This is a genomic window from Streptomyces sp. HUAS CB01 (genome assembly GCF_030406905.1).
In the GTDB taxonomy this organism is placed as follows: Bacteria; Actinomycetota; Actinomycetes; order Streptomycetales; family Streptomycetaceae; genus Streptomyces; species Streptomyces chengbuensis.
Map to the genome: position 1 here is coordinate 1,698,176 of NZ_CP129137.1, position 12,122 is coordinate 1,710,297.

At 72.5% G+C, this 12,122-nt stretch carries 10 protein-coding genes and 1 pseudogene; 6 read left to right on the forward strand and 5 right to left on the reverse strand.

Annotated features, from left to right (window positions below):
• Window positions 1–52 precede the first annotated feature (52 nt).
• From QRN89_RS07650 to QRN89_RS07665, 4 genes and pseudogenes are all read left to right on the forward strand, one after another.
• Entirely contained in the window at window positions 53–823 is a 771-nt protein-coding gene (locus QRN89_RS07650; protein ID WP_290348585.1) for an IclR family transcriptional regulator, read from the forward strand.
• 3 nt (window positions 824–826) lie between these two features.
• Window positions 827–1,294: pseudogene (locus QRN89_RS07655) on the forward strand (GNAT family N-acetyltransferase); the annotation flags it as partial.
• 201 nt (window positions 1,295–1,495) lie between these two features.
• Entirely contained in the window at window positions 1,496–2,938 is a 1,443-nt protein-coding gene (locus QRN89_RS07660) for a peptidoglycan D,D-transpeptidase FtsI family protein (RefSeq protein WP_290348586.1), read from the forward strand.
• A gap of 105 nt (window positions 2,939–3,043) precedes the next feature.
• Window positions 3,044–3,463 carry a hypothetical protein gene (locus tag QRN89_RS07665; protein WP_290348587.1) on the forward strand — a complete coding sequence of 140 codons (420 nt, stop codon included), beginning with the start codon at window positions 3,044–3,046 and terminating at the stop codon, window positions 3,461–3,463.
• On the opposite strand, the gene QRN89_RS07670 is transcribed toward QRN89_RS07665, so the two are convergent.
• From QRN89_RS07670 to QRN89_RS07680, 3 genes are all read right to left on the reverse strand, one after another.
• Window positions 3,456–4,877 carry an NCS2 family permease gene (locus tag QRN89_RS07670; protein WP_290348588.1) on the reverse strand — a complete coding sequence of 474 codons (1,422 nt, stop codon included), beginning with the start codon at window positions 4,875–4,877 and terminating at the stop codon, window positions 3,456–3,458. The two genes, QRN89_RS07665 and QRN89_RS07670, sit on opposite strands and share 8 nt — an antisense overlap.
• A gap of 703 nt (window positions 4,878–5,580) precedes the next feature.
• On the reverse strand, window positions 5,581–6,744 hold the full coding sequence (locus QRN89_RS07675; RefSeq protein ID WP_290348589.1) for a hypothetical protein: 1,164 nt from the start codon (window positions 6,742–6,744) through the stop codon (window positions 5,581–5,583).
• Window positions 6,741–7,691, reverse strand: coding sequence for a 5-dehydro-4-deoxyglucarate dehydratase (locus QRN89_RS07680; RefSeq protein WP_290348590.1), 951 nt, complete (start codon window positions 7,689–7,691; stop codon window positions 6,741–6,743). Before QRN89_RS07680 ends, QRN89_RS07675 begins: the two co-directional genes overlap by 4 nt.
• A gap of 247 nt (window positions 7,692–7,938) precedes the next feature.
• On the opposite strand from QRN89_RS07680, the gene QRN89_RS07685 reads away from it, so the two are divergent.
• Window positions 7,939–8,748: an NAD-dependent epimerase/dehydratase family protein gene (locus QRN89_RS07685; protein ID WP_290348591.1), complete on the forward strand. Its 810-nt coding sequence runs from the start codon at window positions 7,939–7,941 to the stop codon at window positions 8,746–8,748.
• A gap of 257 nt (window positions 8,749–9,005) precedes the next feature.
• Window positions 9,006–10,208: a TerD family protein gene (locus tag QRN89_RS07690; protein ID WP_290353616.1), complete on the forward strand. Its 1,203-nt coding sequence runs from the start codon at window positions 9,006–9,008 to the stop codon at window positions 10,206–10,208.
• A 63-nt stretch (window positions 10,209–10,271) separates the two neighbouring features.
• On the opposite strand, the gene QRN89_RS35545 is transcribed toward QRN89_RS07690, so the two are convergent.
• Window positions 10,272–10,499 carry a hypothetical protein gene (locus QRN89_RS35545; RefSeq protein ID WP_336551912.1) on the reverse strand — a complete coding sequence of 76 codons (228 nt, stop codon included), beginning with the start codon at window positions 10,497–10,499 and terminating at the stop codon, window positions 10,272–10,274.
• Window positions 10,500–10,533: 34 nt separating this feature from the next.
• Window positions 10,534–12,117, reverse strand: coding sequence for a TROVE domain-containing protein (locus QRN89_RS07695; RefSeq protein ID WP_290348592.1), 1,584 nt, complete (start codon window positions 12,115–12,117; stop codon window positions 10,534–10,536).
• Window positions 12,118–12,122 lie beyond the last annotated feature (5 nt).

The window sequence follows — 12,122 nt, forward strand, 5'->3', positions numbered from 1 at the left end:
GTCGGTGACTCTATTTCCGGGCGTTCTGCGCGGTCAAGAAGGGTGGAGGGCCATGGCAACTGCCGACCAGGGTGGGGCGCAGGTCAAATCCGCGGTGCGGACGGTGGAACTGCTCGAGTACTTCGCGGGCCGCCCCGGAATGCACTCGCTGGCCGCCGTCCAGGAGGCCGTCGGCTATCCGAAGTCCAGCCTGTACATGCTGCTCCGCACCCTCGTCGAGCTCGGCTGGGTGGAGACGGACGCGACCGGCACCCGCTACGGCATCGGCGTACGGGCCCTGCTCGTGGGCACCTCGTACATCGACGGCGACGAGGTCGTCGCGGTGGCCCGCCCCACGCTGGACCGGCTCTCGGACGACACCACGGAGACGATCCATCTGGCCCGGCTCGACGGCACGAACGTGGTGTACCTCGCGACCCGCCAGTCGCAGCACTATCTGCGGCCCTTCACCCGTGTCGGCCGCCGGCTGCCCGCCCACTCCACCTCGCTCGGCAAGGCGCTGCTCGCGACCCACAGCGACGAGCAGGTACGGAAGATGCTCCCGGAGACGCTGCCCTCGCTCACCGAGCACACCCTCACCGACCGGGAGCAGCTGATCGAGGAGCTGCGGCAGATCCGCGAGCAGGGCTACGCCGTGGACCGGGAGGAGAACACGCTGGGGCTGCGCTGCTTCGGCGTCGCCATCCCGTACCGCACCCCCGCCCGGGACGCGATCAGTTGCTCGGTGCCGGTGGCCCGGCTGACGCCCGCCCACGAACAGATGATCAAGGACGCGCTGTTCGACGCGCGGGACCGGCTGGCGCTCGCCACGCGGAGGCTCTGAACGGAGGTCGCCCTCCGCGAGGTCCGGCCCTCCGACCTCGACGTCCTCTTCACCCTGATGCAGGACCCGGAAGCCGTGCGGATGGCAGCGTTCACCGCCGAGGACCCGGGCGACCGGGCCCGGTTCGACGCCCACTGGGAGCGGATCCTGCGCACGGACGCCGTCAACCGCACCGTCCTCGTCGACGGGACCGTGGCGGGGCACGCCGCCGTGTACGGGCCGCCCGGCGAGCGCGAGGTGACGTACTGGATCGACCGCGCCCAGTGGGGGCGCGGCGTGGCCACCGCCGCGCTGCGCGCCCTGCTGCTGCTCGTACCGGAACGCCCGCTGCACGCCCGCGCGGCCGCCGACAACGCCGGTTCCCTGCGGGTGCTGGCCAAGTGCGGGTTCACCGTGACCGGCCGGGACAGCGGCTTCGCCCACGCACGGGGCGAGGAGACCGAGGAACTGCTGCTGCGGCTCGACGGCTGAGACCGGCGGGCCCCCGCTCCGGGCCGCACGCACCCGCGTGCGGGCGGACCGGGCCGGACGGATTCCCCACCGGGCCCCGGCGCGCGGCTTCCCGGCCGGATGCGAACCGGACGAGGACCCGGATGAGGCTCCGGATGAGGATCCGGTGAGAAACCGGCCGATCCGGAACGAAGCTCTCCGTACCGCTCGTCCTTCTGCGGGATGAACAAGACGATCAGGCGCGCCGCGGTCTTCAGCCTGCTCCTGGTGTTCGCCCTGCTGCTGCGGGCGACCTGGGTGCAGGGCTACGAGGCCAAGGCCCTCGCGGACGACAAGCACAACCGGCGGAACACCATCGCGCAGTACGCGCAGCCGCTCGGCGACATCGTCGTGGCCGGCTCCCCGGTCACCGGCTCGCAGCGGACGAAGGGAGGCGATCTCGCCTACAAGCGCACGTACACGGACGGCGCGCTCTACGCACCCGTCACCGGCTACAGCTCGCAGGCGTACGGGGCCACACAGCTCGAGGGCATCTACGGCGAGGTGCTCGACGGCACGGACAACCGGCTGAAGAACCCCCTGGACGTGCTCACCGGCAAGCGGGCCCAGCCGGGGGACGTCCTCACCACCATCGACCCCGCGGTGCAGAAGGCCGGTTTCGAGGCGCTCGGCGACAAGAAGGGCGCCGCGGTCGCCATCGACCCGAAGACCGGACGGATCCTCGGGGTGGTGAGCACCCCGTCGTACGACCCGTCGGAGATCAGCGGGACCACGGACGGCGAGGCGTGGCAGCGGCTCACCGGGGACGAGGACCAGCCCGTGGTCAACCGGGCCCTGCGGCAGCCGCTGCCGCCCGGCTCGACCTTCAAGCTCGTGGTCGCCGCCGCGGCGCTGGAGGACGGGCTCTACTCGTCCGTGGACGAGCCGACCGACAGCCCCCAGCCCTACACGCTGCCGCACACCCGGACGGTGCTGGTCAACGAGAACAGGTCCGCGCCGTGTGAGAACGCCACGATCCGCACCGCACTGCGGTACTCCTGCAACAACGTCTTCGGCCGGATGGCGGAGCAGCTCGGCAAGGAGAAGGTCCGGGCGACGGCGGAGAAGTTCGGCTTCAACGACTCCGAGCAGGACGTCCCCGTGCGTGCCGCCAGGAGTGTGTACCCGAAGGACATGGACGACGCGCAGACGGCGCTGACGGGCATCGGGCAGTTCGAGGTCACGGCCACTCCCCTGCAGATCGCCATGGTGTCGGCCGCCCTGGCCAACGACGGCCTCATGGCCTCGCCGCACATGGTGTCCAAGGTCGTCGACGCCGACGGCACCACGCTGCAGGAGTACCCCGACTCCGACACCGAGCGCGTCGTGTCCTCGGAGACGGCCGAGCAGCTGCGCAGCGCGATGGTCACGGTCGTCGAGGACGGCACGGGCACCAACGCCCGGATCGACGGCGCCGAGGTCGGCGGCAAGACGGGCACGGCGCAGCACGGCGAGAACAACAGCAAGACGCCTTACGCCTGGTTCACCTCGTACGCCGAGGCCGACGGAAAGGCGGTGGCGGTCGCGGTGATCGTCGAGGATTCCGGGGCGGCGCGTTCCGAGGTGAGCGGCAACGGACTCGCGGCGCCGATCGCGGAGAAGATGATGCGGGCGGCGCTCGGATAGCGAACGCCCGTGCCGGAAGCGTCTGTTCCGGTTGGCGGACGGGGCGCGGGGCGCGGTATGCAAGGTCCTTCATCTTTCAATATCCCAATTCCGGGGGAGGACCTCGTGCGGCAGCTGCCCCGTTCCCTGTCCGGCTGGACCATGGCGGTGTTCGGCGTCCTGGCGGCGGCCGTGGGCCTGGTGGGGCTGGTCTCGCCGAACCTCCTGCTCACCGTCCTCGGCCTGGAGACCGGCAGGGAGCCCGCGCTCACCGCCGCGGGCGACCACACGGCCGCGTTCGCCACCGCCTCCTCCATGGCCGCGCTCAACATGGGCGTGTACTACGTACTGGCGGCACTGTCCGACTGGAAGCCCTTCTTCCGCTGGACGGTCCCGTTCCGGCTGCTCACCTTCGCGGTCTTCGGCCTCGCGGTGCTCACCGGCCGCGCGCCCACGCCCTTCCTCGGCGTGGCCGTGTGGGAAGGCCTCGGCGCGCTGGCGACGGGCCTGGCCCTCCGGTACGACGCACGACGGGCCGCTACCTGAGGCCGATCAGCTGCTCGATCGGGTCAATGGCGAAGTACACGACGAACAGGGCCGCGGTGACCCACAGCAGCGCGTGCACCTCCCGCGCCTTGCCCAGCACCGTCTTGAGGACGACGTAGGCGATGAAGCCCGCGCCGATGCCGTTGGTGATGGAGTACGTGAACGGCATCACGACGATCGTGAGGAACGCCGGGATGGCGATCTCGTACGACAGCCAGTCGATGTGCCGCACCTGGGTCATCAGCAGGAAGCCGACGACGACCAGGGCGGGGGCGGCTGCCTGGGCGGGCACCACCGTGGCGAGCGGGGTGAGCAGCAGGGCCAGGCCGAAGAGCGCGCCGGTGACCACGTTGGCGAAGCCGGTACGGGCTCCCTCGCCGACACCGGCGGCGGACTCGACGTAGGACGTGGCGGAGGAGGCGGAGGCCAGACCGCCGGCGGCCGCGGCCGCACCGTCGATGAGCAGGATCCGGCCCAGGTTGGGGACGTCGCCCTTCTCGTCGAGCAGTCCGGCCTCGTTGGAGACGCCGACGACCGTGCCCATGGTGTCGAAGAAGTCGCTGAGCACCAGGGTGAAGACGAGCAGGACGACGGTGACGACGCTGACCTGCTCGAAGGCGCCGAAGAGACTGAAGGAACCGACGAGTCCGAAGTCCGGGAAGGCCACCACGTCGTCCGGGATGGAGGGCACGGTCAGCCCCCAGGCGGTCGGTTCGATGTCGGCGATCGCGTCGATGACGATGGCCACGACGGTCATCGTGACGATGGACAGCAGGATCGCGCCGCGCACCTTCCGCGTCACCAGGGAGATGGTGAGCAGCACACCGAGGCAGAAGACGAGTACCGGCCAGCCGGACAGTTGGCCCGTGGAGCCGAGCTGGACCGGCACGGTCCCGGTCTCGCCGGGGATGCGGGTCGCGAAGCCCGCGTCGACGAACCCGATGAAGGCGATGAACATCCCGATGCCGACGCTGATGGCCTGTTTCAGCTGTTGCGGGATGGCGTGCATGATCGCCTCGCGCAGCCCGGTGACGACGAGCACGCAGATGACGATGCCCTCGATCACCACCAGGCCCATCGCGTCGGGCCAGCTCATCAGCGGCGCGATCTGGTAGGCGACGAGGGCGTTGAGGCCGAGTCCGGCCGCGATGGCGATCGGCACATTGCCGCCGACGCCCATGATCACGGTCATCACGGCGGCCACCAGGGCGGTGACGGTGACCAGCTGGTGCGCGGAGAGCTGGTTGCCGAACTTGTCCTGGGCACTGCCGAGGATGATCGGGTTGAGGACGAGGATGTAGGCCATCGTGAAGAACGTGGCGATGCCGCCCCGCACTTCGCGGGCGACGGTCGATCCTCGTTCGGCGATGCGGAAGTAGCGGTCGAGGGCGTTTCGCTCTTGCGTTTCCGGCATGGGCTCTCCTCGGCGGGTGACGGTTCCGCGCGTGTCGGACGGCTGGATTGTGCCCGCCGGAAGGGCTCCTCAGGTTTTCGCCACGTTACTTGACCATGGTGTTACCCGACTGGACCGCCGGACGCGCCGGGCCGCAGCGCTCCCGGGCGCCGTGGAACCGGGTACCCGGTACCCCGCGGAACAGGTCGGACACCCCGTCCGGCCGGCCCGTGCGCAGGGCGACGCCGCGCCGCAGACGGCGGTGGGAGACGGGCGGGAGGCGACGGACTCCGCCGCGGGAAGGCCGGGGTCACCGCCACGCGGCGCCGGTGGTGTCAGGGGTCGGCGGCTCAGGGGCGACGGCGACACGGCCGGCTTCCGGCATCCGGGTGAAGCCGCTGACGGGGTACGGGCGCGGCGGCGGCCCTCGGACTCCCCCGCCTTCCCGCTCCCGGCGGATCCGCACCGGACTTTCGACGCGGAACTCCTCTTGCGGCGGCCTCGTCGCGGCGGGCGAGGGGGCGATGCCGCCGGCCGGTCCGGACGGCTCGCGGTCGCGGACCGGGCGCTCGATGCGTTCCCCGCGTTCGCGACCGTGCTCGACCCGGTGCGGGGCGGCTGAATCCGTCGTGGCCGGGCCGCCGGGCGGGCCACTGCTCCGGGGGCTGTCGGCGCCGGTCCTCGCGGCAGGGCGGCACGGCGCCGTTCGCGGTGCCGGCGGCCCTCAACCGAGCCGGGACAGACCCTCCCCGACCGCGGCGAGGTCCTGGTCGGAGGCCAGGCCGGCGTGGTACAGCCGCAGTTCGTTCGCGCCGAGCGAGGCCGCACGGGCGGCGTCCGCCGCCAGGGTGCCGGGGCTGCCGCCCATCCCGGAGACCACCGTGAGGTTCGCGGCCAGGACGGATCCGGCGGAGGCGTGCCGGGCGAAGGGAGGCAGCAGCCCGGTACCGCCTGTGCAGGGCACGACCACCCCGTCGGCCAGTGCGAGCACGTGCGCGGGGTCGGTGCCCGCGTTCGCCCCGCAGTGGTACTCCACGGGGTCGGCGTGCAGCAGCACCCGGAAACCCTCCGGTGCGGCCGCCCGCACCGCCGCCACCGCCTCCTCCTGGAAGGTCCGCGCGGTACGGGCGCGGAACTCCAGCGTGAGCGCGGCCGGTTCGGCCCCCAGCAGCTTCCCGACCGGGACGTCCGCGGGGACGCCGCCCCGCCACACCGGCTCCAGTGCGTCGCGCACGCCCGCGCGCAGTGCTTCGGGGTCCGCGCCCAGGGCCGCGTAACCGTCCCGGCAGCCGGGGCAGAAACAGAGCGACATCGCGTACTGGGCGGCGTCCCCGAGGGGGACACCGGAGGTCTTGTCGTGGGCGTGCAGATGGGAGAGGCCGTACCAGCCGCAGGACTCCAGCTCGGTGCCGCGCGCCCCGGGCCGTACGGCGGCCTCGGTGGCGAGGCCGGTCAGGAGGGCGCGCACGGCGGGCTGTGCGATGCACGGGGCCCAGGGGTAGCGGTCGCCGTAGGCGTTGACCACGGAGGTGTCCGGATACTCGGCCCCGAGGCGGGAGTTGTGGGCGAGCACGACCCAGGTGTGCACCTCGAGCCCCACCGCGGAGAGCGCGTCGGCCGCCTGGCCGTAGGCGTCGCCGGGCGCCCAGGGCCCGGCCGGGTACGGACGCGGGCCGCGTCCGGCCCAGCGCCCCTCGTCGGGCGGGTAGAGCACGGCTGCGTACTCCGCGGTGACCACCCGGTGGCGCGGATGGCGCGGAGTGAGGGCCCGGGTCGAGTGGTAGGCGGCGGCGAGGGTGACCTGGTGGACGCCGAGCCCGGCGACGCGTGCGGGTGCGGCGGGGTCGCCGTTGACGTCCCAGGGGTACAGGAAAACGCCCGTCCTCACCCGGCGGCTCCGTCCCCGAGGAGCGCGCGGCCGCGGCCGATGATGTCGGCGAGTTCCTTGACGTGGTCCGCGGAGGGCTCGCTGAGCGGTGGCCGCACCTCCCCCACGTCCTGGCCGCCCATCCGTACCGCCGCCTTGACCAGGGAGACGGCGTATCCGTGGCGCCGGGCCCGCAGTTCGACGAGCGGCCGGTAGAAGCCGTCGAGCAGCCGTTCGACGGTCGTGTCGTCGCCGCTCGTGAACGCGCGGTGGAAGGCGAGGGCGATGTCGGGGGCGAAGCAGAAGACGGCGGACGAGTAGAGGGTGACGCCGATGCCGCGGTAGGCGAGGCCGGTGAGCTCGGCGGTGGGGAGCCCGTTGAAGTAGAGGAAGTCCCGCCCGGGGGCGTCCGTGCGGACGGCGCTGACGATGCGCTGCATCAGATCGAGGTCGCCGTGCCCGTCCTTGAGGCCGATGATGCCGTCCGTCCCGGCCAGTTCGACGACGGTCTCCGGGGTGAACACGGCGTTGTCCCGCTGGTAGACGATGACGGCGAGCTCCGTCGCGGCGGCGAGCGCGGAGTAGTGGCGCACGAGCCCCGCCTGGTCGGCCACGACCAGGTACGGCGGCATGGCGAGGATGCCGTCCGCGCCGGCCTCCTCGGCGAGCCGCGCGTACCGGACGGCGAGGGCCGTGCCGTATCCGGCGCCGGCGACCACGGGGACCCGGCCGGCGGTCTCCTCGACGGCGGCGACGACGCAGTCTCGGAACTCCTCCGGGGTCAGGGCGTGGAACTCGCCGGTTCCGCAGCAGGCGAAGACGGCCGCGGCGCCGGCGTCGACCCCGGAGCGCACATGGGCGCGGAACGCCTCGAGGTCGAGGGCGCCGTCCGGTCCGAACGCGGTCACGGGGAAGAACAGCGGCCCGGTGCCACTGGTGAGCCGGGCGGCGAGCGGGGCTGAGGTCACGGGCGCTCCCTGGGCCATGCGCCGAGCACAACGGGCTCGTGCATCACTCTGATCAGCGTTTATATTTCTGAACAACACCACGCTAGGGCAGCGCCGACGCGGAGGTCAAGCGGCGGAACCGCGACCCGGCGGCGGAGTTGACGCCGCCTGCAGCACCCTTGACGGCCTCCCGGGCGCTGCCTAGCGTGTCCACGCTTGTGAATAGCGTCCATGCCCCAGACCAGTGCCGCCACGAGGGGAACCCGCCATGCCCGCACCCCGCACCGTCCTGCTCACCGGCGCAGCCGGCGGCCTCGGCACCCTGATGCGGGGGCTGCTGCCCGCGTACGGATACGAGCTGCGCCTCTTCGACATGAACCCCATCGAGGGCGAGCCGGACGCGGTCACCGCCGAACTCGCCGACACGGACGCCCTGCGCGAGGCCGTCAGGGGCGTGGACGCGGTCCTCCATCTGGCGGGCATCTCCCTGGAGGCGCCGTTCGAGAAGATCCTCCGGGCCAACATCGAAGGCACGTACCACCTCTACGAGGCGGCACGGGCGGAAGGCGTCCGGCGCGTGGTCTTCGCCTCCAGCAACCACGCCGTCGGCTTCACCCCGCGCCCGCGCGAGGGCGACCCGCTGATCCCCGTCGGCACCCCGCGCCGCCCGGACACCTACTACGGCCTGTCCAAGGGCTTCGGCGAGGACCTCGCCCAGCTCTACTGGGACCGGTACGGCATCGAGACGGTCTCGGTCAGGATCGGCTCCTGCTTCATGGAGCCCAGCACCGTGCGGATGCTCTCCGTGTGGCTGAGTCCCGGCGACGGGGCACGCCTCTTCCACGCCGCGCTGACCGCCGAGGGGGTCGGCCACACCGTGGTCCACGGCTCCTCCGCGAACACCCGGCTGTGGTGGGACCTGTCCACGGCCCGCGCGCTCGGGTACGACCCCCAGGACGACTCCGAGCAGTTCGCGGAGAAGCTCGTCGCCGAGCAGGGGGAACTGGACCCGGACGACCCGGCGCACGCCTGTCTGGGCGGGCCGTTCGTGACCGACCCGCCCCGCTGGCCGCACTGAGCGGCGCACGGGCCGGCGTCCCGTCCGGGCGGGCCGGTCGCCGCGGGGAAGCGTCCCCGACGACCGCCGGCCGGACCGGGGCCGCGCAGCCCCGCGCCCGCCCCGGCTCCGGCCCCCGCCTGACGCCGGCCCCACCGGACCGACCGCTCCGCGGCCACCGCACCGACCGGACCGCCTCCGGCCGCCGCCCTTGACCGATTCGGCCGAAGGTAAGGAACGGCAAAGCGACCTCGCTCGTTACCCCAGTCATGACCGCTATGACCCCCGGCTCGAACATCCCCCTGGCCGCCGCCCGCGTGGCGGTGGACGTCGCCGCCCCGGTGCGGCTCGACGTATCGGGCCTGCTGCTCACCGCCGACGGCAAGGTGCGCTCCGACGACGATTTCATCTTCTACAACCAACCCTCGGGCCCCGGCGTGACCTACCGGTCGGGCGGCGGCTCCGCGCCGGACGCGATCGTGGTCGACACCGCGGCCGTCCCGGCGGGCATCGAGAAGATCGTCGTCACCGCCAGCCCCGACGCGGCGGGGCAGACCTTCCAGGGCATCGAGCCCACCGCCACGGTCCGCAACGCCGACGACGGCACCGCACTCGCGACCTTCACCCCGCCGCGCCTGGGCGCGGAGACCGCCCTGGTGGTCGTGGAGATCTATCTGCGGAACGGCGCGTGGAAGGCCCGCGCCGTCGGCCAGGGGTATGCGAACGGGCTGGCCGGCATCGCGACCGACTTCGGCGTCTCGGTCGACGAGGAGCCGGCCGCCGCGCCCGCTGCGACTCCGGCACCTGCCCCGGCCCCGGCCCCGGCCCCCGCTGCGGCGCCGCAGGCACCTGCCGCACCCCCGGCCGTGGCTGCGGCCCCCGCCGCGGCCGCACCCGGCTCCGGAAAGATCAACCTCGACAAGGGCCGCGTCAGCCTCCAGAAGAACCAGACGGTCTCCCTGGTCAAGGGCGGCCGCCCGCTGCTGTCCCAGGTCAAGATGGGGCTCGGCTGGGAGCCCGCCTACCGCGGCCGGGACATCGACCTGGACGCCTCCGTGATCGCGTACGGCCCGCAGCGCAACCACCTCGACAGCTGCTACTTCGGGAAGCTGTCCATCCTGAACGGCTCGGTCAAGCACTCCGGCGACAATCTGACCGGTGAGGGCGCCGGCGACGACGAGGTGATCGTCGTGGACCTCGGCAGGCTCCCGGCCGAGGCCACCGGACTGGTCTTCACGGTGAACTCCTTCTCGGGCCAGAAGTTCACCGAGGTCGCGAAGGCGTACTGCCGGCTGATCGACGCCGCCACGGGCGAGGAGCTGGTGCGTTTCGACCTCACCAGCGCCGAACCGCAGACCGGGGTGATGATGGCGAAGCTCATCCGCCAGTTCTCCGGCGAGTGGGAGATGACGGCCATGGGCGAGTTCGTGAAGTCCCGCACGGTCCGGGGCATGGTCAAGCCCGCCGCACAGGCTCTGTGAGGCTCCGGAGCACAGTCAGAGGCCCCGGCCGCCGCCGGTGCGGCGGCGGCCGGGGCCTTGAGGTCACAGTTTGACCAGTTTGGTGAACGGGCTCAGGATCCTCCCTTGCCGGCCTGAGAAATCGACGAGGACGGCATCGGCGCCCTCGACTCCGGTGACTCTTCCGAGTCCGAATTGATCATGCGATACCCGGTCTCCGACCTGGAACTGCTCGATCGGTGGGGCGGGCTGGGTGGGGCGGTGGAAGGGACTGGTGGGCAGGTGACGCCGGGAACCGGCAGATTCAGTCATTGCCAGCAGTATGTGCCCTCTCGCCGCTCCGGGTTCAATCGGCCACCCAGGGCCAGTCCGCGTCCCGCCCTGCCTCCAGCAGCGGCACCATGCGGAAGGCCGCGTCCGTCAGGCCGCCGAAGGTGTGCCGGTTGCCGGTGCCGGAGGGCCCGTGGCCGGCCCGGTACCCGGCAAGATTCCAGGTGTAGACCGGGACGCGGTCCGGCACCTGCGCGGCCGGGTCGCCGTGGTGGCTGTACATCGCCTGCTCGTCGGTGACGATGAGCACCCGGTCGTGCTTCCGGTAGTGCCGGCGCACCGCCCCGCTGGTGTCGGTGCCACCCAGGTCGCCGAACCTGCCCAGCACCTTCAGCACCGACTCGCCCCGCCGGTACGTCACGGGCCGGCTGGTCGTCCCGAACTCCACCAGGTCCGCGTCGGCCGCCCGCATCGCCAGCGCCGTGCCGAAGATCGCCGCCGCGTCCGCGCGGTTCAGCTCCGACCGGTCCGAGAGCCGCGACCACATCGAGCCGGAGCGGTCGACCAGGATCAGTGTCCGGCCGGGCAGCGCCGGCACGTTCGCCAGCGAGTGGCCGAGCGCCGTCTCCAGCGGGTACGACCAGCGCAGCGACGGGGCGTGCCGGTAGGCGGCCAGGTAGCGGAACGGGAACTGCCGCGAGGCCGCGACCACCTCCGGGTCCGAGATCTTCGCGGCGACCCGTGCCGCCACCTCGTCGGACACCCCGGCCTGGTCGAAGTTCCGCAGATTCCGCACCAGGGCCATGGCCCCCATGGACGGGATCACGGCCTCCCAGGCGGTGGCGTCCAGCGGCCCCTGCAGCCAGCCCGCCAGCGCCTCCCAGGTCATCCCGGCCCCGGCCAGCCGCTCGGCCGCGTCCGGCGCCTCGACCACGGCGCGCCGCTGCCCGGCCGGGAGCGCCATCAGCGCCCGGTGTGCGCCGAGCGTTCGGTTCGAGGCGGGCGGGACGGCAGTGTCCGGGTGGTGCCGGCGGTCCAGGGCGTACCGGAACAGCTCGCCCTGCCACGGCTTGTCCGGGTCCGGCGAGGCGTGCACCAGGTTCAGCACGTCGCCGAACCGGTAGCCCCTGGCCGCGGTGTCGTACTTCAGCAGCGACTTCCCGTTGTAGAGGCGGCGGACGGCGTCGGCGGTGCCGCGCTTCACCGGCTTCGGGATGTTCCGCCCGTACCGGGAGGTCCAGTAGCCGAGCAGTTCGCCCGGCTCGTCGGCACGACGCAGCACGGACGCGACGACCTGCCGGTTCGCCGGGCCGTCGGTGGCCCCGGCGTCCAGCCGGGCCTTCACGTACTCGGCGGCGGCGACGAGCGAGGCGGTACGCATGCCCGCGTCGCCCCGGAGCCAGCCGATCAGGCCGGCGGTCCACTCCGGGTCCTCGACGGCGAGTCGGCGGGCGAGCGCCGTGAAGCGGTCGTCCCGGGCTTCGCCGGACTCGTAGAAGGTCTGCTGGGACACGAAGTTGGCGACGGCGAGCAGGAAGAGCTCGGAGCGGACGTCGCGCACGTGACCTCGGCCGCCCTGGTGGGTGACCGTGCTCCGCCCGGTCGTCCGTACGGGCGAGACCGCACGGGCCCTGGTGGGGCGGATGTTGAAGCGTGCCATGGGAA